This is a genomic window from Weizmannia sp. CD-2023 (assembly GCF_036225245.1).
GTDB classification, from domain to species: domain Bacteria; phylum Bacillota; class Bacilli; order Bacillales; family Bacillaceae_C; genus Weizmannia; species Weizmannia faecalis.
Genome location: NZ_JARTJQ010000037.1, coordinates 1 through 26988, shown reverse-complemented (window position 1 = coordinate 26988; position 26988 = coordinate 1). Strand labels below are relative to the sequence as shown.

Sequence of the window (26988 nt, the reverse complement as noted above, 5' to 3'; positions counted from 1 at the left end):
CAAAAGGTGGGAACATGATGAGCGATCAAAAAGACAACAAAAAAATGACAACTGCATTCGGTGCCCCGGTTCCGAATGACACAGATTCAAAAACCGCCGGCAAAAGAGGCCCGTTATTGATGGAGGATGTCTGGTTTATTGAAAAGCTGGCCCATTTCGACCGGGAAGTGATCCCGGAGCGGCGGATGCATGCAAAAGGTTCCGGCGCGTACGGGACGTTCACAGTGACAAACGATATAACGCAATATACGAAGGCAAAACTCTTCTCAGAAGTCGGCAAAAAAACCGATATGTTCATCCGCTTCTCAACCGTTGCCGGTGAACGCGGCGCGGCGGATGCCGAACGCGATATCCGCGGGACAGCGATGAAATTTTACACAGAAGAAGGCAATTGGGACCTTGTCGGGAACAACACGCCTGTATTTTTCCTCAGAGACCCGAAACGTTTCCCGGATTTGAACCATGTCGTCAAACGCAACCCGCGCAGCAATATGCACAGTGCACAGGCAAACTGGGATTTTTGGACGCTGCTTCCTGAAGCGCTCCACCAAGTAACGATTACGATGAGCGACCGTGGCATTCCGGCAAGCTACCGGAATATGCATATGTTCGGCAGCCATACGTACAGCATGTTCAACGCAAACAATGAACGCGTCTGGGTCAAATTCCACTTTAAAACACAACAGGGCATCAAAAACCTGACGGATGAAGAAGCACAGGAAATTATCGGCCGCGACCGCGACAGCCATCAGCGCGATTTGTACGAAGCGATTGAAAGCGGCGACTATCCGCGGTGGACGATGTACATCCAGGTGATGACGGAAGAAGAGGCGAAAAACCTTCCGTATAATCCGTTCGATTTAACAAAGGTGTGGTACCATAAAGACTTTCCGCTGATTGAAGTGGGTGTCGTGGAACTGAACCGCAACCCGGAAAACTATTTTGCAGAAGTCGAACAGGCCGCGTTCGCCCCGACCAATATTGTGCCGGGCATCGGGTTCTCACCGGATAAAATGCTGCAGGGCCGCCTTTTCTCTTACGGCGATGCGCAGCGTTACCGGTTAGGCGTCAACCACTGGCAAATCCCTGTCAACTATCCGAAAAAAGCGGAACACTTCCATCCGTACCACCGTGATGGCGCAATGCGGGTGTTCAATCCGGCTGAAGGCAGCTCCGTTTCATACAGCCCGAACAGTTACGGCGAATGGGAAGACAGCAAGGAACACGCAGAACCGGCACTCGATATTTTAGGTACGGCCGACTATCACAATTTCCGTGAAGATGACGACAACTATTATGAACAGCCCGGCAAACTGTTCAGGCTGATGGCGCCGGAAGAACAGCAACGACTGTTTGCAAACACCGCCCGCAATATGCAGGGAACGACAAGAGAAGTCCAGCTCCGCCATATTACGAACTGTTATTATGCGGATCCGGCATACGGCGAGGGCGTCGCGCGCGCACTCGGCATTCCGATGAGCGAAGTAGAGGCGGCTGTTTCGAGGAAATAACTGGCGGATGAAGGTTTGCTGTGCCGCTAAAATGCACATTTATAAATGCTCTTCAGTTTTTGCATCAAGCCCGCGCACCAATTTGCCGAATGATGACTTTTTGCGGCAGGCAAAAGAGCGGCAATATTTCGTTCACTTTATATAGATATAAAACACAAAAGACGTTGAGGCACCATTTCGATTTGTGCCTCAACGTCTTTTAAATTGATTTAGAGTGACAGGGCACAGTGCTAGATGGTGTCCCGCCCTCTTTTCGATTGATTTTGCTCGTTCATTTATATCCTTTTTTTGTAATTTTCGCCCATATGTCATGATACCAGCCGATCAGCATGCTAAAAGCCGGGTCAAACAACCCTTTCATTTTTTGGATGGTCCATACTGTGAACAAGGCAACAATAATGCTTGCCGCAATATCCCCCGGATAATGGTGCCCGACCCATACACGGGAAATGCCGGTCAAAACGGCACAGAGCATCATCGCTAATCCGAGTTTCCGGTTCCGCACCCATAAGGCGAAAGCCATGGCAAACGTGCCTGTCGCATGGTCGCTCGGAAATGAGTCGTCGGCCGCATGCGGAATTAAAATGCTGGTATGATACGTGACAAATGGCCGCGGTTCATAATAAACAAGCGTAATCACATAATTGACCAGCAAAGCGGCAACACCGGCAATGCCGGCATAAAGCACCATGTTTTTCATTTTATCATTGCCTAAAAACCACACAATCAATAAAACAGCGGCAAAAAGCGGCAAGGCATCCTGTGTAAAAAAAATCATGATGTCATCCAGTAATTTTTCATGCCCTGACAAGTTGTGGACCATAAAAAAACAATCTGGCGTTCTCATTCATGGCTCTATTTCCTTTCTTCTATGGCTGGTTTTGATAGAAAAATGTTTGTCAAACATCTCGTCCATCCGCACGAACCGGAAGCCGCGCGCTTTTAATGCCGGAATCGCAACCCGCAAACCTTCAATTGTATACTGCGGGGCATCCTCATCTGCGCCCGGCGTGACGCCGCAATCATGCAGCAAAATCACATCGCCGCTTTCCACCCGGGTGATCAGGCCGTTTGAAACCTTTTTCGAACCGCCTTTTCTCTTCCAATCGCGGAACATTTTCGACCAGTGCACCATGCGGAACTGCTTGTGCAGAAAAAAGTCCAGCAGATGCATCATTCCCCACGGCGGGCGGTAAAAAACCGGTCTCTCGCCGGTGATGTTTTCAATAATCCGTGCCGACTGCTCAAGCGTGCGCGCATTTTTCCAAGGGCTGATCAGCCAGTTGCACTGGTGCTTATAATTATGAAGGCCGATACAATGCCCTTCACGCGACATGCGCAAAACGAGTTCCGGATACCGGGCCGCCCTTTCCCCGACGAGAAAGAAAGTGGCCTTAATTCTTTCCCGCTTTAAAAGATCAAGCAGTACCGGCGTATAGACCGGGTCCGGCCCGTCATCAAAGGTGAGCGCAATCTCCGCATCTTTTTTTCCTTTCCAACATACCCAAAAACCGAGTTTGGCCGCTAAAACATATGGAATAATAGCATATATGAGAATGAATAAAATCAATACCCAGATGATGACTTCCAAACCGTGCCGCTCCTTTCATCCAAAGATTCATGCGGGTGATGCACAAGCAAAGCCTTTTTTCGCATCCTTGCATACTTTCCGTGCGCGGTATCCGGCATTTCCGGATCAGACGCATGAATGAGCCGTGCATATTTCGCCTGGTCAATAACGGAAAGCACCCGAAAAGCGGCCTCTCTGTTTTGAATCGATAGCGTGTTTCTTTTCATCTTCGCAAGCTGTGCCCTGTTTTCATTCAGGCGGGCTAAACACCGGATTAACGTGCCTTCATCTGCTGCCTCAACTGCTGCGCCCGCTTGTGTTAAAAAGGCTGCGTTATCTTCTTCCTGGCCCGGCAGCGCTTTGTATAAAATCATCGGCAGTTCCATGGCCAATGCTTCCGCTGTTGTCACGCCGCCCGGTTTCGTAATCATCACGTCCGAGACAGCCATTAAATCACGCACATAATCAATATAGCCGAGCACGAAAACCTTATGCTTCGTCCCTTTCAGATCATCCATCAGGCGGGCGCGTAGTTTTTCATTATGCCCGCACACGATCAACAGCTGCATGCGGAAAGGTACCGCGTCCAGTTTTTCAGCCGTGAACAGCCCGTCCCCGAACAGGCCTTCCCCGCCGCCCATGACAAGCACGGCCGGTAACGCCGGATCGAGGCCGTATTTTTTGTACAAAGCCTGCTTGTTCACCGGTTTCAGGAAACTCGGTTTAATCGGGATCCCTGTACAGGAAATTTTTCGGCCGGGAATGCCGAGCCTGATCAACTGCCGGCGCAACATATGCGAACCAACGACATAGTGATCTGTGTACGGGTGCAGCCATGAACTGTGGTGCGTATGGTCGGTAATGACGGTAACGAGCGGAATATCCGTAAGCCCGTATTCCTTTAATTTTGAAATCATAGAAGACGCAAAAGGATAGGTGCTGACAATAACGGATGGGCGTATCGTTTCGAGCATCCGCAGCGTCTTTCTCATCCCCGTTGAAAATAAGCCGGTCAATGTTTTTGACAGGGCATTCCTTCCATACGTTTTACGGTACAAATACCCGTAAAGATTCGGGAACTTTTCAATACCTTTCATATAAACATAGTGGCTGACCGGGAATAAGGTGGGATGGACCCATTCCATGAAATCGACGACAACCGGGTCTGCTTTTGGGGAACGAATTTTCATCGCCTGTTCAATTGCCCGGGCGGCCTGCAAATGCCCTTCCCCAAAAGCGCCTGTTAATATCAACACTTTGTCTTTTTTCTTGTTGGCCATTCTCTTTTCCCCCCTGCTTTTCGGTCTGTTTACAGAAAACGCGCCGCTTCTCCTTCTCATGCGGCCTCTTTCGATACAATACAATAGACTTTGAGGGTAAAAGAAAAGTTCATTTATAGGCGATAAAAATTTGCGGTCATTGTTTTCCTACTCTTCCATTTAAACGAATTATGGAAAACACTGTAAAAATTTGCTTCGAAAAAAAGAAACAGGCAAGGCTTTTTTCGGAAACAAAAACCCCGTTTGGAATTTTTTTTCAACAAGGACAGGCAAAAAAACGCAACAGGGTACTCACAAAAAAACATGCGGCTCCTTATTTTGCGGCCGCATGTTTTTTCCTGTTTCTCCATTTTTGAAATAGCCATGTGACCGAAAGCCCGAGCGAGTACCAGAACAAAATCAGGAAAATGACTTCCCCGACGAGCGGGATGCTGCAAAGGGCAATCAGGATCGTCACACCCGTTAACAGTTTCAGCCATTCCTGCCTGCCGTTTAAAACGGCAAAGGTGCTACCGATTTCCCGGCCAAGAAACACGAGTCCTGCCAGGAGGGATACAAAAACAGCAAGGCATAACAGAAGGACAACCGGTATTAATACCACTGTAATCGTCAAAAACAGGCTGAGCGCAAGGACGACAAGCGACAGCAGGCAGCCGGTAATGATCATCCTTCCGGGCCGCGTGTAGAAGGACCGAATCCCAGAAAAAAACGGTTTTTTCGCGACTAAGCCGAACAAAACAGTGCACACAATCAACAGTAGGCTTGCGGAAAGCCGGAAAAACCAGAGGGCAAGAAGCATGACAGCGGCAAAAATCATACTGTCAAGCGTTTTATTGTTCATATTGATAGATACGACATGTTCCGTTACACGGGCACCCGGCTGCTGTTTGATATTTCCACCGAGCACAAATACAGAGCCGCGGATATCCGCTGACTTACGAATATTCAAATTCCCATTGATCACAATGACGGCTGTTTTGACATATCCGCTGACGGTCGCGTTATTCCCGATCACAACGACATTTTCGACTTTTTCATTTTTCGGGATGACCGTATGCCGGTCGTGGATGATGATTCTCATTCTTTTTTCCTTTGCAAACGCAGGGTGGAAACCCGCCCCTGCGCTCAGAAAAAGCAGGAGCAAGGACAATAAGCAAATCAATATTTTTGCGGCTTTCATCTTTTTCTCCATCCCCTACTCCTTCACCGGCTTCATGGTGAGAAGGCCAAACAAAATCCAGATACAAACGGCCAAAATCACCGCTATCACCACCATAATCCCCGCAGACAAAGCCGGGAGCGCGGAAAGAATGGAAAGCGCAATATGAAAGCCGCTTGAAAGAATATTGCAGAGGGCCTGAAAAATATTCATGCCGACATAAAACGGTTTTCTCATCACCGGGTAGGCGCAAAGCACAGAAGCGGCACAGCAAACCGCAAAGAACCAGACAAAAACGCGGTAATGCATCGCCATTTTTTCCTGCGGCATAATTTTAGCCAGAACCGCCTTTTCAAACTGGATTCCCGGCACATCAACCGAATGGTAAAAACGGCTGATTTCCGCCTTCACCGTCTCCAGTTCTTCCAGTTCACGGCGGCAATCCGGGCAAAGGGCAAGATGGGCTTCAACCATTTTTCGGTCCGTTTCACTTAACGCATCATCCATGAAGGCCGGCAATAAATCCCGGACGTGTGTTTCCATGTGATCACCCTCTTGAAAGTTCTTTTTTCAAAATATTTCTCGCTGTGTTGATGCGCGACTTGACGGTACCAAGCGGGATGTTCAAGATGTCTGCGATCTCTTCATAGGAATAGCCCTGGATATCGCGCAATACGATCGCTGCCCGGTGTTCCGGCGACAATTTTTCCATCGCGCTGCGGATGTCAAATCTCAAATTGGCGTTGTCGATATTGGAAGTTGGCCTCCTAAGCGGCTCCTCTTCTATTTCCGCCTGAAGATCCACTTTTTTTCGCATTTTTTTCAGCCGGTCATAGCATAAATGAGAGACGATCTTCGACATCCAGGAGGCAAAAGCATAGGCATGTTCCAGTTTATCTAGGGCGTACCAGGCTTTCACAAATGCTTCCTGGGCGATATCTTCCGCTTCCATCCGGTCGCCTGTCATGGCATATGCATGCCGGAACACCTCCCCTTTAAACCGGGCCACCAGCACGGCAAACGCATCTGTATCTCCTGCTTTTGCCTGCCGGATCAACTGTGTTAAATCCTGCTCCACCATTTTCAACTCCCTGCTTAAGCAACGCGATCTTTTGTCGTTGCCCGGGCATGTGCAAAAGCGGCCGGGAAATTGCAGGTGCACTTGCCCATTTCATTCCATGTTCATTATGGCATATTTTCCTTTCCGCCATCAGGAAGTTTTTTTCATCCGCTTAGCGCCTCATTTGGATAGGAGTACCCCATACCGGCCGGAAAACGGGCGGCAAAAAGCCGATGCAAGCGTTGGGCCGGCCTGAAACATGCGCCCGAATTCCACGGCAGGAAGATGGTAAAAGTACCCGGAAACAAAAACGACAAGTCCTTTCCAGCAATACGGCCCCATAGACGCCCCGCAAAAAAATCAATAAGAGGTTGAAACATAGTACTGGTCCTTCAGCACTTTATCCGGCGTTTGGTTTGCTTTGCGGCCGAGCAGACCGCGGATCAATACATCAAATTCTTTCCCCCTGAGTTCGATTTCGCTCCCATATTGGCGCAGCCGTCGGTAAAACCGGGCCAGTTGCTTCCCGTCTTCCAAAATTTCCATCACCTGTTCCTCCACCGGTTTGGTGAAGTCCAGTTCAAAGACAAGACCGTGTTGTTTCAAAAAAGCAAGATTGATTTCTTCCTGACCGGGGAGGACGGAGTGGATAAAAATCGGCAGCTTTTTTTGAATCACTTCGCTGATCGTGACACCGCCCGGCTTTGTAATGATCGCATCCGCTTCATCGTACAGCCGGCTCATTTCCTTTCTGGACTGGATATAGGGAACCGGGATGATATGTTTCATCCCCCATCCATTCAGCTTGTTATACAGCTTTTCGTTTTTTCCGCATAACACATAATAATCGGCCTTGCCTGGCTGTTCCCGTTTCAATGCTTTCAGAAGGCGGTACAGATCGCCGAGGCCGCTGCTGCCACCGGATATTAAGATTTTTTTCCGTGATGTATGGCGCAAAACCGTTCTTTCTTTAAACGCTTCATGAATCGGAATGCCGGTGACAAAAATGTTTTGTTCGGGAACGCCGTTACAGATGAGCGTCGTTTTGATCGTTTGGTTCGGCACAAAATGGATGTCAATTTCTTTCTTTCCCCACAAGCCGTTGACGAAAAAATCAGTGTATGCATTGATAACCGGGACATCAATTTTTCCTTTTGACTTCAGCCGGCTGAGCAGCATCGACGGAAAACTATGCGTGCAAATGACAAGATCCGGATTTTCCTCGGCAATCAGTTTTTCCATTTGCTTAATAAAAGAGAGTTCATAGAATTTCATTAATGCGGTCTGGTCGGCATCCGCATAAATAAAATGTTTGTACACCCATTGGTATGTCCGCGGTGCTTTCTGGATCCATTTCAAATACATTTTCGTGACGATTTTCTCAAGCGTCCCGCTCGTATAGGAAATCAAATCAACTTTTTTCATTTCAATGGTACTGTCCATACATTTCAATTTATGCATTAACGCCTCTGCGACCTGATGATGGCCGGACGGCATTTTTAAAAGCGGTAAAATGAGCACTTTAGCCAAGCTGTCTTCCTCCTTTTCCGGAAGCCTGTTCTTTTTACAATAAATAGACTTCCGCAATTGCCGGGAAGTTCATTCTGTTTTTTACCAAAAAAGCAGATTTTAAACAATTGAATTGTATACCGGATGGATGTCTTACAACAAGTATTTTGCCAATATTGGCCGTATTTTGAGCAGCAGCCGCCTGCACGGCTTTTAAGGGCGTTTTGGACCAACATTTCACCTCCTTAAAACGACCATGCAAAAGGATGGAAATCAACCGACAATTTTTTCTGAATATATCGCAGTTCTGTTGCCTGCTGTAAAAAACAGTCATCGTGCAATTTGGTGCTCAGGCTTGATGTAAAAACTTATATAGAACCGTGCTGCGCGGTATTTCGCTCGGAAAACCTTTCACGTAAATCACCGGCCGGCTTGTCGCCAGTTTCCCGCGTGCCACATTGGTCGCTGAAAAACTGCGGGTTTTTTCATGGAATTCTCACGGTTTATTCAGAATAAGCCGCTATACTGGTCCCTTGAGAAACCTGGAAAATTATGCAAGAATACGAAGTGCAGGCGGCGGGGCATGATAAAAAAGACTGTTTTCATGCACCACTAACCCATTACACGCCAGAGAATGGATTCTATGCGTAAAGAACATTACATGAGGTGAGTCCTCCATGTTCGTGAAGAAGATAACCATTAGTCTTTTCAGTATCATATTTACGGTGTCATGCGCTCTTATCACAATCGGCAGTTTCTTTATCGCACCGCTGTGGGCCAAAAAAGATGACCCGCATTTCGTGCTGCTTGATGGAAAATGGAATATTTCAACGGGGCAGATGGCAGCGCTGTTCCTCTTTTCCGTAGTGGCCATCCTGTTTTATCTTGGCTGTTGCCGCATTTTTGCAAGGCTTTCAGACAAAGGGCTGAAAAGAATGGCAGCCTTTTTGTTTGCCATTATTTTGTCTATTGAAACGGCGATTCTTATCCTGTTTCACGGGGTGCAGCCGCCCAAGGTGGATGGTGGCCATATTTATCTGGAAGCTTTGTATTTATTAAAGCACGGGACATTGCTCGGAAATGAGTACTATTTGCAGCTGTACCCGAACAATGTACCGATTACCATTGCCCGTTACCTGCTTTACCGTTATGCTGCGTTTGGAAATCCGGACTGGTTTTTGATTGTTGATAAGCTGGCAGCGGCTTTGTTCCTGAATATTGGGATCTTTTTTCTCTGGCTGCTAGCGGTGAAAACATCCGGCCGCAAAACGGGAAATTTACTGCTTGTTTTCACAATCACATGGCTGCCGCTCTTTCTTTATATCCCGTATTTTTATACAGAAAGCCTTGCGATCGCCTTTCCGTCCATGGCGGTGTATTTTTGGTACTGCCACAGCCGTACGGGGCGCCCGGTATACCTTTTTCTGCTTGGTGCAGTGCTTGCTGTTGGATGCCAATTAAGGGAAAATATGGTATTGCTTTTGCCTGCCCTTTTGATCTACATGCTCTACACGCTCCGGCTGAAACAAACCGTGCTGCGAATAGCGTTCATTATGCTTGTTTTTTTGCCTGTCACTTTTGGGGCAGAGGCGTATTACCATCATCTCGGCTACCGGGAAAACGCGACCATCAAGGCACCGGTAACCCACTGGCTGGCGCTTGGCCTTTCAAATGAAGGCCGATACAATGTCGCGGATACGAGATTGTCAGAAAGTCTTCCCACACAACAGGCAAAAAAACAGGCGGATTATGCACTGATCAAACAGCGGATCGAAACGAGGGGTACATCCGGTCTGCTCAAGCTTTGGGCGGTAAAAGCCTTCCGCACATTTTCACAAGGCGATCAGGCCTACGCCAAGTACAATCAGCGGATGGACCATTACAACGCCGCATACCGTTATGTTTACGGAGACCAGAATCAAGTGCTGTTGTTTATCATCCAGGTATTTCATATCGCAACGCTCTTTTTGCTGGCCGTTTCGGGCTTAACGTTCTTCCGTAAAATAAGATTTGATGTTCAATTACTCATGCAAATTTGCTTATTTGGCAGCTACTTGTTTTTCATTTTTATTTGGGAAGCAGAACCGCGCTACTCCCTCCTGTTCACGCCATTGATGATTTTTTGCGCTGCACGGGGTCTTGAAAAGATGCATCAGTTCTTGGAAGCAAAAAAATGGCTGCCGGCACAAAAAAGATGGAAACTGCAAACAGCAGGAAACTGGCTGCTCGTTTTAAGCCTTATTGTCCTGCTCGCCGTTTGCGCCAAATGGAATGAAAAAGCATTCACAGGGACAACCGAAAAATACGAGGATTATATCGTCAACCAGCAGGCGGCCAGAGGAAAACCTGTTGCGCTTGTTGACCGGCATCATACCGTTACCCAAACGTTTATCGCAGACAAAGCTTTCGACCGAGTCGCTTTTATGCCTGCCCGATTCCACGGTAAAGCCGCATACCGCGTTTCTTTATGGCATAAAAGCGGCGGGCGGCAAAAAATGGTGTTTGAACGAAAATTTACAAACCATAAGCGAAAAACAAACGGCTATAAGGCATTTCTTTTGAAAAAAGCCTTGCCCGGTGAAAACAGGCATTATGCACTCCGGGTCGAACAACTCTACGGACCGGCGCATGCCCGGATGTTCCTTCATGCGAACGGCCCAAGCGGACATTTTGAGCAGATGGATTTGTACGGAGGGGGCCAATTTTACCAAAACGGCAAACCGATGGCAAAAACAGACCTTACGTTTACCGTATCAAAACAGATTACCGGTCCCCATATAAACCGGCACCTGTACAGATGGCTGTTTGGATGTGCTTTCTTTATGCTTTTACTCTATGGGCTTACTGTCCTGCCGGGAGGGGCAAGCAGAAAAGCAGCTAAAAAAATCCGCGAATTTGTGGATGCCTGATCAAAATCTCCCCGCCTGAGCCGTTTGGCAGCCCGGCGCTTGACCAATAGAAAAGTTGGCAGATGCGAAAGACCTGAGCCGGCAACAAACGGGAAGCTTGTGGAGGCCTGAACCAGCGGGCGGGGAAAATTTCTGCGATCATACCGCGCGCTGGCCCGGATGTTCCAATGCTGATGGAAGCCAAATCAAAACGGCGAGAGCAGTTTCTCGCCGTTTTTTTTTGAGAACATCTTTTAAAAATCAGGATCATAGCTGATATCAAGGTCAAAATGGCCGGTGATGCCATCGATCGTTCCGGTTTCGGTGTACTGCCAAACGTCTGCATTCGTACCGAGCGTGATGTTATACCGTGCCAGCCAGATTTTGGTATTGCTAGGCCAAGAATCTGTATGGCCCTCAAGATAGCTTTTCCAATTAAAGTAGCCGGCATAAATGCCCACTTTCGTCTGCCCGAGCGTCTGCATTTCATTTAAGAAATAGCCAGCACAAGCCGGGGCCGCATTTGCCCACCAAGTTGTTGTAATGCTATTCGTCCCGGTAGGTTCTATATCTTCGAAAGCGTAGCCCGTAAACGCATAGCCGGTTTTCGCCTTTGTTTGGGCCAGCACTTGATAAAAATGCTTGGCTTCTGCAATATGCTGTGCGGAAGTGGTGGTGGAATTGCCGATCATATGATAAGCATGGACCGACAAGCCGGCGTTTCTGGCATACTTATAATAGGTATAAAACTTCGAATCCGTATATCCGCTTCCTTCTGTTGCTTTCAGAATGACAAAATTGTAGCCCTGGCTCTTCATAAGGTTAAAACTGTCTTGTGTCAGAGTTTGATAATGGCTGACATCCAGTCCCTTTGTCGTCGTGGCGGATGCAGTGGCTGATCCGGTACTGCCCGTTGTGGTCGTTCCGGATGCAGAACCTGATCCGGTGTTGCCCGTTGCGGTCGTTCCGGATGCAGAACCTGATCCAGTGTTGCCCGTTGCGGTCGTTCCGGATGCAGAACCTGATCCGGTGTTGCCTGTTGCAGCTGTCCCGGATGCAGAACCTGATCCAGTGTTGCCCGTTGTGGTCGTTCCGGACGTAGAACCCGATCCGGTGTTTCCCGTTGTAGTCGTTCCGGATGCAGAACCTGATCCAGTGTTGCCCGTTGTGGTCGTGCCACTTGTTGCTGCGGCAGACCCTGTAGATCCGGACGTGCTGCCGGTTGCCGTTCCCGTCGTTTTCCCACCCGCTGTGGAAGACCCCGTTTGGCTTGTTCCCGTCGTTGTGCTTGTTGTTCCACCCGCTGCCGGTGCAGGTTTTGTGAAGTGGCTCGTATAAATCCAGCCACTTTGGGTTGTCCCAACGACGCAGATATGGGACATATTTTGGGTGCTTTCTTTCACATACACCTGCTGATTCGGTCTAATAACAGCCGTATATTTTGTATGGGATGCAGATGTATACAGTTTGGAAGAAGCATAGACCGTTTTTTTCGCGAGCAAGCCGGTTAAGTTGTTCGCATAAATATATCCGGAGCTATTGCCTGCTTTCACTTGGTAACGACCGTGCGACCCATTAAAAACCGACACCTTTTGCCCATCTTTAATCGTCTTGTTATACGAATTTCCGGTTGCGGATGTGTATAATTTAGACGGCATCCACGTATATTTTACAACCGGTTTAATAAAATGGGTTTTGTCAACATAGCCGCTGTACCCGGTTCCGATCACGTGGGCCAGATACATGCCGTTTTTCGTTGCTTCCATTTTGATATACATCATCTTCCCCGCCGGTACGGAAGCAACATACGGGCCGCCTGCCGCCTGCTTATAAATTTTCGAACCAAAATAGTCCTCTTTTTTCACTTTGCTCCTTGTCAGGTTATCAGCATAAATGTAACCTGTTTTCCCACCTGCTTTCACCTTATAGCGCTTGCCTGACTTGCTGTAGACGGTTACCGCTGTCCCGCTGTTCACATTTCTGGAGTAAGCCGCGCCGGACGCCGTTTTATAAAGCTTCGACGGTGTCCACGTATACATGGTAGACGAGGCGGCTGAAGCAGGCTTCACAAAACTTAGCGCAAACAGCAATAAAAAACCCGCACCCCCGAAAAAAATCAATCTTCGCAATCTGTCTCCTCCTTTTGTTCTATGTATCAAACACCATTATAATCAATAAATCTCGTAAATTTTATCCCGAATTTGAAAAAAATAGCGAACAATCATTCTAAATGAGTCTATATACCTATACAGGGTTACATTTTGCCTATTTGAAAGGGGATCGATCAAAAAAATTGCAAAAACCACTCCAAAACGGAGAATTGCCTGGATTGAGAGAAGAAATTTATCCGCAGCAACTGAGATTTAAACCATTTAGACTGAAATATTTCCGCGAGATCACGAGAGAATGATAAAAAGAATGGTTTGGGGGGCGCCACAGTTTTTACCATTCCATAGCTAAAAAGCATTCCTTTCCTTTGGCAAGTGGATCAGTACCAAAAAAAGAATGCTTTTCATTTGCTATGAAAAAAGGTCGCCAAGCGTGAATTAGGGGTGTTTAAGAGTGAAGCGTATCTACGAATGATACAAAGTGAACTGCTGGCCTTCTGTTTCGAACGGATTTTCTTCTATTTCAAATCCGAGATCTTCAATTAACTGGTAATCTTCTTTTGCGTCCTGGCCCTCTGTCGTTAAATAATCACCAATAAAAATGGAGTTGGCAATAAATAGCCCTAAATTCTGCAAAGAGCGCAAATGATATTCCCGCCCGCCAGCAATCCGAATTTCCTTTGTGGGATTGATAAACCGGAACAAGGACAAATTCTTTAAACAACGAATCGGTGTCAATTCGTCCATATTTTCAAGTTTTGTTCCCTTAACAGGATGCAGAAAGTTGACCGGAATAGAATCAGCGTCCAGATCCTTGAGCGCGAATGTCATATCGATAATGTCCTTATCCGTTTCCCCCATTCCGCAAATCACACCGGAGCACGGGGAGATGCCTGCCTTTTTTACGTTTTCGATTGTGTTGACTCTGTCTTCATAACCATGTGTGGTTGTGATATTCGCATGGTGGTTTGCACTTGTATTAATATTGTGATTAAACCGGTCCACACCCGCTGCCTTCAGCTTGAACGCCTGCTCTTCAGTAACGAGCCCTAAACAGGCACAAATTTTTAATTGTTCCACATCCCGCTTAATTTCCTCAACCGCCGCAATTACTGTGTCCACTTCACGGTTGGTTGGTCTTCGTCCACTCATCACAATGCAATATGTACCAATTTTATTCTTTTTCGCTTCCTTTGCCCCTTCCACAATCGTTTGTTTGCTGACTAATGGATACCGGTCGATTTTTGTTGCCGCCTTAATTGACTGTGCACAGTAGCCGCAATCTTCCGGACAAAGACCGCTTTTGGCGTTAATAATCAAATTCAGCTTTACCTTTTTTCCATAAAAATGCCGGCGGATCTGATAGGCTCCATGGACAAGTGCTAATACTTCATGATCACGAACCGTTAAAATTTCCCTGGCCTCTTCTTCCCTTATCACATAACCTTCAATCACCTTTTCTGCCAAATTCGTCCAATCCACTACCGTCACCCCTTTTTATATGTCAACCTAAAATAATTTATGGTTTACATTAAAAATTATAAGACACTTTCATTTTTGGTCAAGTACTTTTTTTATTTTTCACACAAAAGGGTTTGAAAAGGGAAAAAGCCCGGCACTCCAGGAAAAAACAAGAGTGCCGGACGATTTCTATTCTATGAGGCTCCTGAAACAGGAATGCTAGGCTTTTTACCGTGTGGCTACTAAGGCGGCCGATTTCATAAACGCATCCAATGCTGCCCGCGTCGGCAGGCCGTCATTGTCCCCGAGGCTTTGCATCTGGATGGAGCAAATCGCATTGCCCTGCATTAAAAGCGCCTGATCGTCAAGATGCTCCAGCATGCCGGCCAGAATGCCAGATACAAAACCATCACCTGCCCCAATGCGGTCAACCAAATGTTTCACTTCATATTTTGGCACTGCCGCTTCAGCAAATGAACCATCTTCGAATTTTTTCTTTGAATACGAACCTTTTTCCACTAAATTGATGATCACCTGCCGCACACCTCTGGATAAGTAAAAATCCGCCATCTTTTCTTTTTCATGCTCGCCGGTTAAAATCTGTGCTTCTTTTGCATTTGGCATGACGACATCACAAAGGCAAGCGATTTCATTTGTCCGTTCCATCATCTTTTCTTCCGATTCCCAAATTACCGGACGCAAATTCGGATCAAACGTAATCGTAAGGCCGTATTTCCGGGCTTTTTCAATCAGCGCCAAAGTTGTCTCGTAACCACTATCGCTTAATCCCGCCAAAATGCCGTCTAGATGGAGGATCTTTGCTTCTGAAAAATCAACCTGGCGAACGGCTTCTTTTGTTAGTTTAGAAGCAGCACTGTTCTTCCTGAAATAAACGGTTTCCGGATCGCCAATCTCCGACAGCCCTTTTAACATGAAACCCGTTGGATATGTTGGTGTTGAAAAAACATAGGTGGTATCAATGTTCTCATTGTTTAAGAAATTTTTCACATATACGCCGAAAGGGTCTTCCCCAATCTGCGTCAAAAACGAAACCGTGTGCCCGAGCCTGGAAACCCCGACAGATACATTCACATCCGCACCGGCCATATAACGGGTATAATGCCGGACAGCATGGAGCGGCCCCTTTTCATCCGCAATAAACAACACAAGCGGCTCACCGGCAGTGATGATCTCGCTCATTTGATTCGCCTCCATATAATTTCTAAATAAGAAATTAAGTTTACTATTTGTATTACAATTTCATTATAGAGGATTATGGCGATTGGTCAAGGAATTTCGGCATTGTGTTGTAAAAAAAGAAAGCTCCTCTTTGGAGAAGAGAAGCTTATTGCTATACATCCTATTTCAACTCTTCCATTGGGACAAAATCCATATCATCATAGGTAATATTTTCCCCGCACATTGCCCAGATGAACGTGTAATTGCTCGTCGCTACCCCGCAATGGATCGACCAGCTCGGGGAAATCACCGCCTGTTCTGAGGATAGGATAAGGTGCTTGGTTTCATCCGGTTTGCCCATGAAATGGAATACCCGTGTATCCGATTCCATGTCAAAGTACAAATACGTTTCCATACGCCGTTCATGCGTATGGCTTGGCATGGTGTTCCAGGCATTGCCCGGTTCAAGCACAGTGTAACCCATTTGCAGCTGGCAGGACTCGCAAATATTCGGATGAATATATTGATAGATTTTCCGCTTGTTCATAGACAGATCTTCGCCTGTTTCACGCGGCGTAATCTGGTCAATGCTGATCTTCACATTTGGATATTTGTGATGCGCGGGCACTGAAACAACATAAAACTTCGCCGGGTTAGTGGGGTCGTCCGATTCAAACACGACGTCTTTTGTCCCTTTTCCTATGTAATAGCCGTCCTGTTTTTTCATCGGGTCTTTTTTGTCTTCTATCGTGATACTGCCGGGCCCTCCGATATTGATGACGCCCAGTTCCCTTCTTTCCAGAAAGTAGTCTACACCAAGTTCTTTTGAAAGCCGGATCTCTAGCGGCTCATTTGTCGGTGTAACCCCACCGAAAATCTGCCGATCATTATGGGTATAAGTCAGCATGATTTCGCCGGGAACAAAAATCTTTTCCACTAAAAACTCTTTCCGTAACTGTTCTGTAGTGTAGTGCCGGATGTCTTCCGGGCTGTGGGTATATCTTGTTTCCATGGTTTGGGACATTTCAATCACTCCTTGTGAATTTTTTATAAATCAAAGTTGATTTACCACACGAGCCAGCCACCGTCTACTGCAAGAATATGGCCGGTCACATAGTCAGATGCAGGGCTTGCTAAAAAAATGATGGCGCCCATTAAATCGAAAGGTTGTCCCCATCTGCCCGCCGGTATTCTGCTTAAAATTTCTTCATTCCGGTTTTCGTCCGCACGAATCGGGGCAGTATTAGCAGTCTCAATATATCCTGGGGCAATCGCATTGACCTGGATATTGAACGTGCTTAATTCATTGGCAAACGCTTTCGTAAGGCCTGCAACACCATGCTTGCTGGCCGTGTAGGACGGAACGAACTTCCCGCCCTGAAAAGAAAGCATAGAAGCAACATTGATGATTTTCCCGCTTTTTTGTTTCGCCATTTCTTTTGCGGCTGCCTGGCTTAAGTAGTAGACGCCATTTAAATTCACATCAAGAACGTTCTCCCAGTCTTCATCTTTATACTCCAACAGCGGCGCCCGTTTAATAATGCCAGCGTTGTTCACAAGAATATCAATCTTGCCGTACGTTTCAATGCAGCCATCAATCACTTTCTTTGCTGCTTCTTTCCCGCTCAAATCTGCCTTTACGATCACGGCTTTCCTGCCCTGTTTTTCAATGAGAGACTTCGTCTCCTCGCCGCTCGACCGGTGCACCGGCAAATACAAATCGGCCCCCGCTTTCGCCAGCGCAACGGCATATGCCTGCCCAAGCCCTGTCGCCGACCCGGTTACCACCGCCACTTTGCCTTTTAAACTGAAAAAGTCAAGGGTGAAATCGTCTAGATCCATGTGAAATCCTCCTAATAATTGAAATTATAAAAAAACTGAATGCCGACAGTACAATCTGCCCCGCGAATTCACGATCATCTGTCATTTCCCGCGCTATGCTGGACGCAACAATAACTTAGAGCAATATAGAAAGATAAATCATGACAGCCGTTCCTTATCCCGATCTCCCGTTCCTAAAAGGAAGCCCTGTAAAACGACATGCGGCAGAGTATGACAGAATAGTACACTTGCATTCACAGCTTATTCGTCGAAACACAGCGAAAAATGATCTAAATGGAACCAATAAATACACCTATAAAACCTCATTACTAAATGAACAGAGCTGCCTTCTTGAATTTTAAGAAAGCAGCCGCTTATCAAAATTTTATGATTATACCAAGTAAACTGCTGTGTTTTCTATCCCCTGTTTCTTTTTATCCTTGAATAAATGTACCCTTTTCCCAACGACCGTTTTCCAAATCATTTGCAATTTGTTTAAATTTATCATCAGGCAAATTATATAAAAGGGTGATAATAATTGCAGCAAGTAGTAAAGCGACAGCCGGATAAATCGTCATTGCCCCTTTAATTCCAAGCAATGTTGTTGATGATTGATGGGCATTCGCAATATATCCCGTTGCAGCAAGAATACCTGCTGAAACCAATGCTGCAATAGATTGGGCAATTTTTCTCGAGAAGTTAAAGGCAGCATAGGTAATCCCTTCTTTACGTACACCTGTATGCCAGTGGCCGTAGTCAATCGTATCAGATACAAAAGCCCAGGTAACACCGTTCGGAATGGCTAAAGCCACATACCCGATCGTAACTAAAATAATGAATGTTACAATGTTTGTTGGAATGACAAAATTCAATGCGTCCGCAACGACTCCAATGATAAGCCCGCCAATTGCTGTTTTTTTCTTGCCAAACTTTTTTACCAAAAATGGGATGAGTGTAATCCCTGCAACAGAGCAGCCCATCATGATAAAATTAATAATTGGTTGCAAACCGATGTTATTCAGATTGTATTTACAGAAATAAATCATCATTTGGTTGTTTGTATTCATAGCAGAAATTGTAAATAATGTCATTAAAATCAGGCTCCACAGCGGTCTGTTCGTAAATACGACCCGAAGATAATCTTTCATCGTTTCGCGTTCTTTGCTTCGTGAATTTTCAGCATGAATATGTTCTTTTGTATTGATATAGCATATAAAGAAACCGCATATACCAATGAAAGCCATAATAGCTGCAGTAACGGCATAACCTACTTTTGTGTTTGAGAACAACAGCATAATTGGAACAAAAGCAACACCAGTTACCAATTGGGCGCCAATTGAGCCGGCCTGCCGTGTAGAAGCCATGAAGGATCGGTCATCTACATTTCTTGTCATGACAGAAGCCAAAGACCCGTATGGCACATTTGTAAACGAATACAAAATACCCCAAGCCATATATGTTGCATATGCGTAAACGATCTTCATCGTTGGTGATAAACCGGACGGCATTATAAAGATAATGACTGTCATAATCGCTAGCAATACAGAAGAAACCATCATAACTGGACGAAACTTACCGCGCTTTCCGGGGGTTCTCGAATCAATGATGGATCCGGCTAATGGATCCATAAATGCATCAAAGATTTTTGTAATCGAAAAAACACCGGCGGCTGCCGCAGCGCTAATGCCTGCGACATCCGTATAGAAATTGGTCAAATAAGATTGCCCCAAATCAAACATAAAACCATTCCCAAAATCACCAAAACCGTAACTCACTTTTTCTTTTAACGAAATACGCTTGGATGCATGCTGCGGATCAATTATCTTTTCCGCGGTCGTTTTTACAACGCTTTCAGCCATGTTTCTGCACCACCTATTTTTATTAAAAAGTGTGAAATCCTCCAATTCCGGAACATACAAAAGCCTTATTACTCAAAAAAGCCAAAATATCGATAAGCGTTATTGTAAGCAATATCTTCAATGATTTTCCCGATCTGTTCTTCATCATCGGGGATTTGTCCCCGTTCTGCCCATTCGCCAAATAGCTCGCATAGTACCCTGCGGAAATATTCGTGGCGCGGGTATGACAGGAAACTGCGTGAATCGGTTAACATGCCGACAAAATTTGGCAGGAGGCTTTCTTCTGCAAACATTTCCAATTGCCTACGCATCCCGCTTCTTGTATCGTTAAACCACCAGGCGCATCCCAGCTGCAATTTCTGAACCGTATCTTTTTGGAAACAGCCCATCATTGTGACAAGCGGAAGCCAATCATTCGGGTTTAAAGAATAAAGAATCGTTTTTGGAATGATATCTTCATTTTCTGCACGGGCAAATAATTTCCCGTAAGATTCTGCAATACTTCGATCATTCAATGCATCATACCCCGTATCAGGCCCCAGTTTTTCAAACATGGGCCCATTTAAGTTCCTGTAAGCATGGATGTGATATTGCATGACCCAGCCTTTTTCGTGATAAATGCGCATAAGTTCTATTAACAGCGCTGTACGATATTGATTGATTTCGTTTAGATTCAAGTCTTCCTTTGATAACGCTTTCTTTATAATCATATCCAATTGTTGCGGCGCCGTCTCTGCATACGTAAAAGTATCCAGGGCATGGTCGGATAACCGACCGCCTCTTTCATGAAAATATTCAATTCGGTTTCGAACAGCCGAAACGAGATCCGAGAAGTTTTGGATTGAAACGCCTGAAACAGTTGCTAATTTGTGGACATAATCAGCGTATTCTTTATTCTGGATGTTCAGCACCTTATCGGGCCGGAAAGCCGGCAGCACCTTAAAACCATTTTCCATCTCGGATTCCTGTAACAATTTATGGTATTGAAGGTCATCCACCGGGTCATCTGTTGTGCAAACCACTTTCACATTGCTGTTTTTAATTAAATTCCGTGGTTTAAAATCATCTGTCGCCAGCAATTGATTTGCCTGTTCCCAAATGGCCGGTGCCGTTTTGCGGTTTAAAATCGTATCAATTTCAAAGAAACGCCGCAACTCCAAATGCGTCCATTCATAAAGTGGATTGCCCACTGATTTTTCAATCGTTTCCGCCCATTTTAAAAACTTTTCGTAAGGGTCAGCATCACCCGTAATATATTTTTCCGGGACACCGTTTGCGCGCATTAAACGCCATTTATAATGGTCACCGTAATGCCCTTCATTGATCCACACTTGTGCCAAATCTCTGAAATTTTTATTTTCGTAGATTTCCTTCGGGTTCAGGTGGCAATGGTAATCAATAATCGGCATTTTTTCGGCATGGTTGTGAAATAATTTCTTGGCAAAATCTGTTGTTAAAAGAAAATCTTGATTTAAGAACATGTTCTATACCTTCTTTTTGGAATGGAATAATGGTTTATTCAGTAACGCCGTTCTTAAATATCGCAATCTCATGCAGATGGCGGATCTCATTTTTCGTCTTCTTCCCGCTCGCGACTTCAAGAATAAAAGAAATAAATTGTTCTACTACTTCGTCCATTTCTTCATCAAGCAGCCGTCCCGCGTTGAAATCAATCCACTGCTTTTTCTTTTCATAAAGTTCGGTGTTCGTCGATACTTTCACAGTTGGCACAAAGGTTCCAAACGGTGTGCCCCTGCCGGTTGTGAACAGGACCATCTGGCAATCCGCCGCTGCAAGCGCTGTTGAGGAAACAAGATCATTTCCGGGTGCCTGAAGTAGGGATAACCCTTTTTCCTTTAGTTTTTCTCCGTATTCCAGCACATCGACCACTGCGGATGTCCCCGCTTTTTGCGTGCAGCCGAGCGATTTGTCTTCCAAAGTGGTGATCCCGCCGGCCTTATTGCCCGGAGAAGGATTTTCATAGATTGGCTGCCCGTAAGAAGCAAAATAATCTTTAAATTGATTAATGAGCTTCACAATTTTATTGAATACGATTTCATCTTTTGCTCGTGCCATTAACATTTTTTCGGCACCGAACATTTCCGGGACTTCCGTTAAAACAGTGGAGCCGCCTTGAGAAATGACAAAATCTGAAAATCTTCCAAGCAGTGGATTGCCGGTAATGCCCGAAAATCCGTCTGAGCCGCCGCATTTTAATCCAATTTTCAATTCTGATAGAGGCAGATCGATCCGCTTGTCTTCTTTTGCAGCCTCATTCAATTCTTCCAGTAGTTGGAAGCCTGTTTCCACTTCATCTTCAACATCCTGGCAAATCATAAACTTTACGCGCTTTTCATCAAACTCTCCCATTTGTGCCTTCATTTCATCTAGCTGGTTGTTTTCACAGCCAAGCCCGAAGATGAGCACACCGCCGGCATTTGGATGGGCGGCCGCATCCATTAAAATCTTGCGGGTGTTCTGCAAATCATCCCCCAGCTGGGAACAGCCGTATGGATGTTTAAACAATATAATTTCATCAAATGCGCCGTTATCAGGGTGATTCGCCTTAAATTGGTCAACGAGGAGATCACCGATCATATTGATGCACCCAACAGTCGGAATGATGTATAAATCATTGCGTATCCCGGCTTTTCCGTTTTTCCGCAAATAACCTTTAAAAGTGCGGCTGTCTTTCGGAAAGATGCGGGGATGCAGTTCCGGCTTGTACTCGTATTCCACTTTTCCGGAAAGATTGGTGCTCACGTTATGGGTATGGACCCAGCTGCCTTGTTCAATCTTTTTTGTCGCATGCCCAATGGGTGACCCGTATTTTATAATGTCCGCGTTCTCCTCGATATCTTCTAAAGCAATTTTGTGTCCTCTTTTTATTGCCTCATTTACGGTGATCGCCCTCTCCCCTGATGTAAGGACATCACCCGGCTCTAAATCCTGAAGAGCAACGAGTACATTATCCCGGGGGTTTAGCTGAATGGTTTTATTTTTCAACCGGTAATGCCTCCTCGTTGGCCTGCTGCACTGCCCTGCGAACGCCCTCTTTTTCTATCAACTGTAAGCCTTTTTCAACTTGAGCGGGCAGGCCGTCAATTTTTGTCAAATCCATTCCCCATAAGGTTTCGTTGCTTAAAATGTCCCAAACATAGCGATCGGAGTGATACGCCATTGAAAACTCTTTCAAAACATCCGGCAAATCAATTGCTTTAGCAGAGGCAGGATCCTGCTCTCCATAAATTTTCAACAGCCCGGATAAAGCTAACGCAATTCTTGACGGGATTTTGTGGAACCTTTTTACATGCTCCGCCAATATGGGAAGGAGGCGTGCCTTAAATTTTGAAACGCTGTTTAAAGCAATCGCGTCCAGCTGGTGTTCCATATACGGGTTTCTGAAACGTTCCTGAATTTCCGCCGCGTAACTTGTCAACTCTTCTTTTGGCAAATCCAATGACGGGATGATTTCCGCAAACATTTCGCGGTCAATCAACCGGTAAAAATCGGGATCTTCCATTACCCCGCCGACAGTTTTAATGCCGGCAAGTCGCGCCAAGCAGGCCATTGTTGTATGGGGGGCGTTTAGTAAGTATACTTTCCGGTCGCGGTACGGTTTTAAATGCTCGGTAACCACGACATTCAGCCCCGCTTTTTTGAGCGGCAGTTCTTCTTCAATCTCCTTGGGCCCTTCAATCACCCAAATGAGAAATGGTTCTGCTTTTGCAATTAACGTATCTTCATAGCCCCATTCTTCCCAAAATTTTTCTGCGCGGTCTTTCGGGTAGCCCGGGACAATCCGGTCGACCAAGCTGGAACAGAAAGTATTTTCTGTTTCAAGCCAGCTGCTGAAATCTTCGCCAAGCTGCCACTTATCCGCATAGCGGTGCACAATTTCTTTCAGTGCCTTGCCGTTATTTTCAATGAGCTCGCAAGGAATGATGTAAAACCCCTTTTTTCCGGCCTTATATCTTTCATAGAGCAGTGCCGTCAGTTTTGCCGGGAAACTTACGGGGGGCCGGTCGGATAATGCATCTCCTTCATGATAGACGATGCCGGCTTCCGTCGTATTGGAAAAAATAAACCGGATGTTGTCATCATGAGCCAATTGTAAATAGGCGTCATAATCTTCATAAGGATTGATCCCGTTATTTACCGATGAAATAATCTCATGGGACTGGACTGCTTTTCCATTTTGCATTCCTTCCAGCATGACTGTAAATAAATAGTCCTGTCCAGCAAGTTGCCCTACTCTTCCGCGTGGCATTGATTGTACAATTGTCACCCCACCTTGAAAAAGTCCACGTTTGTTCATTTGCTGAATCTGCCAGTCGACAAAAGCCCGAAGAAAATTTCCTTCTCCAAACTGAATGGCTTTTGTTGGATACCGTTGCAGGTCTTTCACGTACGAGTAGGATAATTTTTTCAAATTCGCCCCTCCTTTATTTCCTATTTGGAAATCAAGTTTCTTATTTGTTCTTACACTCCTTATTATAATCCGCTTTCAAATTTATTCAATAGTTTTTTTGCTTTTTTTGAGCACTTGTTTACCGAACGACTTCCCGGCCGGAAGCGCCTTCCCATGATCGGACTTCGTCTGCTGAAAGCGGCAGCGCATCCCCGTTCACAGAATGTTTCAACACAGAGGTGGCAGTCGCAAATTGTACGGTTTCTTCCGGATCCATCCCGGTTAAGAAGCCGTGGAGCATCCCCGCCGCATAGGCATCCCCGCCGCCGATCCGGTCTACGATCTGCTCCATACGGTAACGCCTGGATTGTATAAAAACACCGCCAGTCCAGAGCATGCCCTGCAATTCATGGCAGGTCGGGGAGATGACGTTCCGGTCTGTCGCATAGAGTGCGCGGAGATTCGGGTACTTGCGGCTGATTTCCCGGTAACATGCTTCCATATTGCCGGGCACAGCCACCGATGCATCAATGCCAAAAAAGTTTCGGGCATCAAGATAGTTGGCACAGCAGTAAGTGAGCATCGGCAAGATCGGGATAATGGCTGCCCTCGCCTCTTCCATCGTCCACATTGCCGGCCGGTAATTGATGTCGTAGCTGACCGGAATGCCGCGATCAAAAGCCGCTTTAACGAGAATTTGCCCATAATATTTCCATGATTCGGACACAGCAAAGGTAATGCCGGTTAGGTGGAAAAGGGCCACATCCGCAAAAAGCCGTTCAAAATCCCACTCGCCAATATCCATCTGTGAAAAGCTGGAACTTTCCCTGTCATAGATCACTTTGGAATTGCGCAATGTGCCCCCCTGTTCCAAAAAATAGATGCCAAGCCGGTTGCCGCCCATTAGAAGACGGGAAGTATCAATACCGCTTGCCCGGAGGCTTCTTACTGCAGCCGCTCCCAAAGAGGAAGCCGGTACTTTGCTCGCAAACGCAACGTCATGCCCGAAACTGGCAAGCGTTGTGGCAACATTCGCCTCCGCCCCGCCGTAATTTACATTGAAAGAATGGCTGCAGGATAAAAGATCTCCCGGGGAGGTGGAAAGGCGCAGCAAAATCTCTCCAAGTGTTAAAATTTTAGGCATATTGACCCCTCGATTGCTGATGCACGGCTTCTGTTAGTTGCTGATATTTGTCCACAAACGCTCTTGCTGTCTCGGTCACTTTCGCAAAATCATTGGTTTCGGCAGGTTTCAATAAACTTCCGCCCACGCCAAGGATTTTACAGCCTGCTTTGATCCAATTTTCCATATTGTCCAGACTGATTCCGCCTGAAGGCATGATTTCAAGTTGCGGCAGCGGGGCTTTAACGTCTTTTACAAATGCCGGCCCGACAATATTGCTTGGGAACAGTTTAATTACTTCCGCCCCCGCCTGCATGGCCGCTTTCATTTCATTCACCGTCATACAGCCCGGGATATAAGGGATTTGATAAAGGTTACAAAAAGCAGCCGTTTCCGGATCAAATGTCGGCGCGACGATGAATTTTGCCCCGGCCATTTGCGCGGTCTGGGCGGTCTGGGCATCCAGTACAGTGCCGGCTCCAACGAGGACATCATCACGGTCTTGGTACAGTTCCGTCAATTTTTTGATGGCAACATCCGCATTCGGAACGGTAAAAGTCAATTCGATGCTGTTGATCCCGCCGGCAATCAGTGCATCCGTAATACGTAAAGCTTTTTCCACGGAGTCTGCACGCAGCACGGCAACGATTCCATTTTTTTCTAACGCCTGCAAAGTCTGCATTTTTTTCATGGTGGACGCTCCTTTTAATTTCTATATAATAAACTTTATTTATGAATAGTAAATTCAATTTCATTTTACAACACACTCTCTCCTATGTAAACCATTTCATGAAAGAGAAAATAAAAAAAACTTGCCCCGTGTCGGAACAAGTTTTTTCCATTAGCCATTCACTTTGCTTTCAATTTTTTGTCGTGCCTCTAAGATGCTTGTAATCATTTTTTGCTTCTTTTCTTCTGTGATCCGGAACCGCGGGGCACTAACGCTCATCATGCCTTCGATCTTTCCGTTCCGCTTGATAACCACCGCAATACAGTAAATATCTTTTTCATTTTCTTGGTTGTCAATTGCATACCCACGCTGTTTGACTTCCTGGAGATCTTGAATCAGTTTTTCCGGGTCCGTAATCGTGTTTTCCGTTCTTTTTTCAATCGTAATCCGGGACAAATAATCACGCACATCTTTCTCGCTCTGTTCAGCCAAGTACGCTTTTCCCATCGCAGAACAATACAGCGGCAGCGTATGCCCGACCTGCGAGCTTAAAATGATTTGCCCTTTTCCGTTCAGCTTTTTCACGTACACCACATGATCCTGTTCATAAATACCAAGGTGGACGGTTTCGCCAATGGTGTCATTCAGTTCTTCGAGCACCGCTTCCGCCACGTTTACAATATTAAAAGATTTGCGGGCGGTTTCCCCGTAACGGATAAGCGCGGTACCGAGCGTATATTTTTTTGTCTCTTCATCCCGTTTCACAAAATCAATCGAGCAAAGGGTATTTAAAATTTTTAAGACCGTGGATTTGCTCGTATTTAAAGCCGTGCAAATTTCCTGCAAGCTCACCGGGTCCACCCGGTATTCCAGATAGTCCAGTATATCTTTCGCACGGATCAGCACCGTGCCGTACGGTTTTTTTTCCGTTGTCGTCTCCATCTTTTTATGCTCCCGTCTTTTTGAAGTAGCCAAATAAGAAACTTTGAATACCCTCTTTATAACATAATTTAAAAAGGTTGTAAAACGGGACGTGATGGATTTCCAGAAGAGAAAATGATGGATAAGAATCGTGAAGTTGTCCGAAGTATTGGACAAACGTATGATGCGCATCATATCATTGAGAATAACTTTGATGGCCCTCATGCGTGGTGGAATATGGAATATTCATCTTGCAAAATATCCGAATGAAACCAAGCGGCATACATGGAAAGGGAGCGACGTCAGAAAAACTGTTTTCAAGGAGGTAAAAGATCAAATTGGCTAATTTTGAATTTATGAATAGGTACAAGCATAAAATTTATAATGTAACGGAAAATGATATTTTAATCGCTGAGCAGAGAATGAACATAAGTTTTCCGGTCAAGTCTTTTTTTGTG

Annotated in this window: 21 protein-coding genes; 2 read left to right on the top strand and 19 right to left on the bottom strand. The window is 45.9% G+C overall.

Going from position 1 to position 26988, the window contains the following annotated elements; all coding sequences use genetic code 11:
- The first annotated feature begins 17 nt into the window (after positions 1-17).
- Positions 18-1511: a catalase gene (locus P9687_RS05080; RefSeq protein WP_035190401.1), complete on the top strand. Its 1494-nt coding sequence runs from the start codon at positions 18-20 to the stop codon at positions 1509-1511.
- A 271-nt stretch (positions 1512-1782) separates the two neighbouring features.
- Here P9687_RS05080 and P9687_RS05075 read toward each other — a convergent pair whose 3' ends face one another.
- From P9687_RS05075 to P9687_RS05045, 7 genes are all read right to left on the bottom strand, one after another.
- Positions 1783-2334 carry an undecaprenyl-diphosphatase gene (locus P9687_RS05075; protein WP_328228450.1) on the bottom strand — a complete coding sequence of 184 codons (552 nt, stop codon included), beginning with the start codon at positions 2332-2334 and terminating at the stop codon, positions 1783-1785.
- 24 nt (positions 2335-2358) lie between these two features.
- Positions 2359-3102, bottom strand: coding sequence for a polysaccharide deacetylase family protein (locus P9687_RS05070; protein ID WP_014097507.1), 744 nt, complete (start codon positions 3100-3102; stop codon positions 2359-2361).
- A complete protein-coding gene (locus P9687_RS05065; RefSeq protein ID WP_035190398.1) occupies positions 3078-4361 on the bottom strand; it encodes an MGDG synthase family glycosyltransferase in 1284 nt (427 codons plus the stop codon). The genes P9687_RS05070 and P9687_RS05065 overlap by 25 nt, the downstream gene beginning before the upstream one ends.
- A gap of 313 nt (positions 4362-4674) precedes the next feature.
- Positions 4675-5553 carry a hypothetical protein gene (locus tag P9687_RS05060; protein ID WP_035190395.1) on the bottom strand — a complete coding sequence of 293 codons (879 nt, stop codon included), beginning with the start codon at positions 5551-5553 and terminating at the stop codon, positions 4675-4677.
- 3 nt (positions 5554-5556) lie between these two features.
- Positions 5557-6063 (bottom strand): anti-sigma factor family protein, encoded by a 507-nt coding sequence (locus P9687_RS05055; RefSeq protein ID WP_035190393.1) that lies wholly within the window; start codon positions 6061-6063, stop codon positions 5557-5559.
- A 4-nt stretch (positions 6064-6067) separates the two neighbouring features.
- Positions 6068-6601, bottom strand: a complete 534-nt coding sequence (locus P9687_RS05050) for an RNA polymerase sigma factor (RefSeq protein ID WP_014097504.1) — start codon at positions 6599-6601, stop codon at positions 6068-6070.
- A 339-nt stretch (positions 6602-6940) separates the two neighbouring features.
- Entirely contained in the window at positions 6941-8101 is a 1161-nt protein-coding gene (locus tag P9687_RS05045) for an MGDG synthase family glycosyltransferase (protein ID WP_235601858.1), read from the bottom strand.
- A 665-nt stretch (positions 8102-8766) separates the two neighbouring features.
- Here P9687_RS05045 and P9687_RS05040 point away from each other — a divergent pair.
- Entirely contained in the window at positions 8767-10998 is a 2232-nt protein-coding gene (locus tag P9687_RS05040; protein ID WP_035190387.1) for a glycosyltransferase family 39 protein, read from the top strand.
- 233 nt (positions 10999-11231) lie between these two features.
- Here P9687_RS05040 and P9687_RS05035 read toward each other — a convergent pair whose 3' ends face one another.
- The 12 genes from P9687_RS05035 to P9687_RS04980 all read right to left on the bottom strand — a co-directional run bounded on the left by P9687_RS05035 (position 11232) and on the right by P9687_RS04980 (position 26551).
- Positions 11232-13106, bottom strand: a complete 1875-nt coding sequence (locus P9687_RS05035; protein WP_168985490.1) for a glycoside hydrolase family 25 protein — start codon at positions 13104-13106, stop codon at positions 11232-11234.
- A 444-nt stretch (positions 13107-13550) separates the two neighbouring features.
- The gene (bioB, locus tag P9687_RS05030; RefSeq protein WP_168985491.1) at positions 13551-14567 is read right to left on the bottom strand and encodes a biotin synthase BioB; all 1017 of its coding nucleotides are present in this window, start codon (positions 14565-14567) and stop codon (positions 13551-13553) included.
- A 207-nt stretch (positions 14568-14774) separates the two neighbouring features.
- A complete protein-coding gene (locus P9687_RS05025) occupies positions 14775-15746 on the bottom strand; it encodes a sugar kinase (RefSeq protein WP_168985492.1) in 972 nt (323 codons plus the stop codon).
- Positions 15747-15906: 160 nt separating this feature from the next.
- Positions 15907-16737, bottom strand: a complete 831-nt coding sequence (gene kduI / locus P9687_RS05020; RefSeq protein ID WP_211161877.1) for a 5-dehydro-4-deoxy-D-glucuronate isomerase — start codon at positions 16735-16737, stop codon at positions 15907-15909.
- Between the two features lie 53 nt (positions 16738-16790).
- Positions 16791-17567, bottom strand: a complete 777-nt coding sequence (kduD, locus tag P9687_RS05015) for a 2-dehydro-3-deoxy-D-gluconate 5-dehydrogenase KduD (protein ID WP_168985494.1) — start codon at positions 17565-17567, stop codon at positions 16791-16793.
- Between the two features lie 413 nt (positions 17568-17980).
- Entirely contained in the window at positions 17981-19405 is a 1425-nt protein-coding gene (locus P9687_RS05010; RefSeq protein ID WP_168985495.1) for a glycoside-pentoside-hexuronide (GPH):cation symporter, read from the bottom strand.
- 68 nt (positions 19406-19473) lie between these two features.
- On the bottom strand, positions 19474-20886 hold the full coding sequence (gene uxaC, locus P9687_RS05005) for a glucuronate isomerase (protein ID WP_035191114.1): 1413 nt from the start codon (positions 20884-20886) through the stop codon (positions 19474-19476).
- Positions 20887-20920: 34 nt separating this feature from the next.
- The gene (locus P9687_RS05000; protein ID WP_061565092.1) at positions 20921-22411 is read right to left on the bottom strand and encodes a UxaA family hydrolase; all 1491 of its coding nucleotides are present in this window, start codon (positions 22409-22411) and stop codon (positions 20921-20923) included.
- The gene (locus tag P9687_RS04995; RefSeq protein WP_061565093.1) at positions 22401-23837 is read right to left on the bottom strand and encodes a tagaturonate reductase; all 1437 of its coding nucleotides are present in this window, start codon (positions 23835-23837) and stop codon (positions 22401-22403) included. Before P9687_RS04995 ends, P9687_RS05000 begins: the two co-directional genes overlap by 11 nt.
- Positions 23838-23955: 118 nt before the next feature.
- Entirely contained in the window at positions 23956-24960 is a 1005-nt protein-coding gene (locus tag P9687_RS04990; RefSeq protein ID WP_061565094.1) for a sugar kinase, read from the bottom strand.
- Positions 24953-25630 (bottom strand): bifunctional 2-keto-4-hydroxyglutarate aldolase/2-keto-3-deoxy-6-phosphogluconate aldolase, encoded by a 678-nt coding sequence (locus P9687_RS04985; protein WP_168985496.1) that lies wholly within the window; start codon positions 25628-25630, stop codon positions 24953-24955. Before P9687_RS04985 ends, P9687_RS04990 begins: the two co-directional genes overlap by 8 nt.
- Positions 25631-25780: 150 nt before the next feature.
- Positions 25781-26551, bottom strand: coding sequence for an IclR family transcriptional regulator (locus P9687_RS04980; protein ID WP_061565096.1), 771 nt, complete (start codon positions 26549-26551; stop codon positions 25781-25783).
- Between the last annotated feature and the right edge of the window lie 437 nt (positions 26552-26988).

What these genes read in the sequence shown, in the direction of transcription:
- P9687_RS05080 (WP_035190401.1), top strand. Translation starts at nt 18, where the DNA reads ATGAGCGATCAAAAAGACAACAAAAAAATGACAACTGCATTCGGTGCC.
- P9687_RS05075 (WP_328228450.1), bottom strand. Translation starts at nt 2,334, where the DNA reads ATGGTCCACAACTTGTCAGGGCATGAAAAATTACTGGATGACATCATG.
- P9687_RS05065 (WP_035190398.1), bottom strand. Translation starts at nt 4,361, where the DNA reads ATGGCCAACAAGAAAAAAGACAAAGTGTTGATATTAACAGGCGCTTTT.
- P9687_RS05060 (WP_035190395.1), bottom strand. Translation starts at nt 5,553, where the DNA reads ATGGAGAAAAAGATGAAAGCCGCAAAAATATTGATTTGCTTATTGTCC.
- P9687_RS05055 (WP_035190393.1), bottom strand. Translation starts at nt 6,063, where the DNA reads ATGGAAACACACGTCCGGGATTTATTGCCGGCCTTCATGGATGATGCG.
- P9687_RS05050 (WP_014097504.1), bottom strand. Translation starts at nt 6,601, where the DNA reads ATGGTGGAGCAGGATTTAACACAGTTGATCCGGCAGGCAAAAGCAGGA.
- P9687_RS05040 (WP_035190387.1), top strand. Translation starts at nt 8,767, where the DNA reads ATGTTCGTGAAGAAGATAACCATTAGTCTTTTCAGTATCATATTTACG.
- P9687_RS05025 (WP_168985492.1), bottom strand. Translation starts at nt 15,746, where the DNA reads ATGAGCGAGATCATCACTGCCGGTGAGCCGCTTGTGTTGTTTATTGCG.
- kduI (WP_211161877.1), bottom strand. Translation starts at nt 16,737, where the DNA reads ATGGAAACAAGATATACCCACAGCCCGGAAGACATCCGGCACTACACT.
- kduD (WP_168985494.1), bottom strand. Translation starts at nt 17,567, where the DNA reads ATGGATCTAGACGATTTCACCCTTGACTTTTTCAGTTTAAAAGGCAAA.
- P9687_RS05010 (WP_168985495.1), bottom strand. Translation starts at nt 19,405, where the DNA reads ATGGCTGAAAGCGTTGTAAAAACGACCGCGGAAAAGATAATTGATCCG.
- uxaC (WP_035191114.1), bottom strand. Translation starts at nt 20,886, where the DNA reads ATGTTCTTAAATCAAGATTTTCTTTTAACAACAGATTTTGCCAAGAAA.
- P9687_RS04990 (WP_061565094.1), bottom strand. Translation starts at nt 24,960, where the DNA reads ATGCCTAAAATTTTAACACTTGGAGAGATTTTGCTGCGCCTTTCCACC.
- P9687_RS04985 (WP_168985496.1), bottom strand. Translation starts at nt 25,630, where the DNA reads ATGAAAAAAATGCAGACTTTGCAGGCGTTAGAAAAAAATGGAATCGTT.
- P9687_RS04980 (WP_061565096.1), bottom strand. Translation starts at nt 26,551, where the DNA reads ATGGAGACGACAACGGAAAAAAAACCGTACGGCACGGTGCTGATCCGT.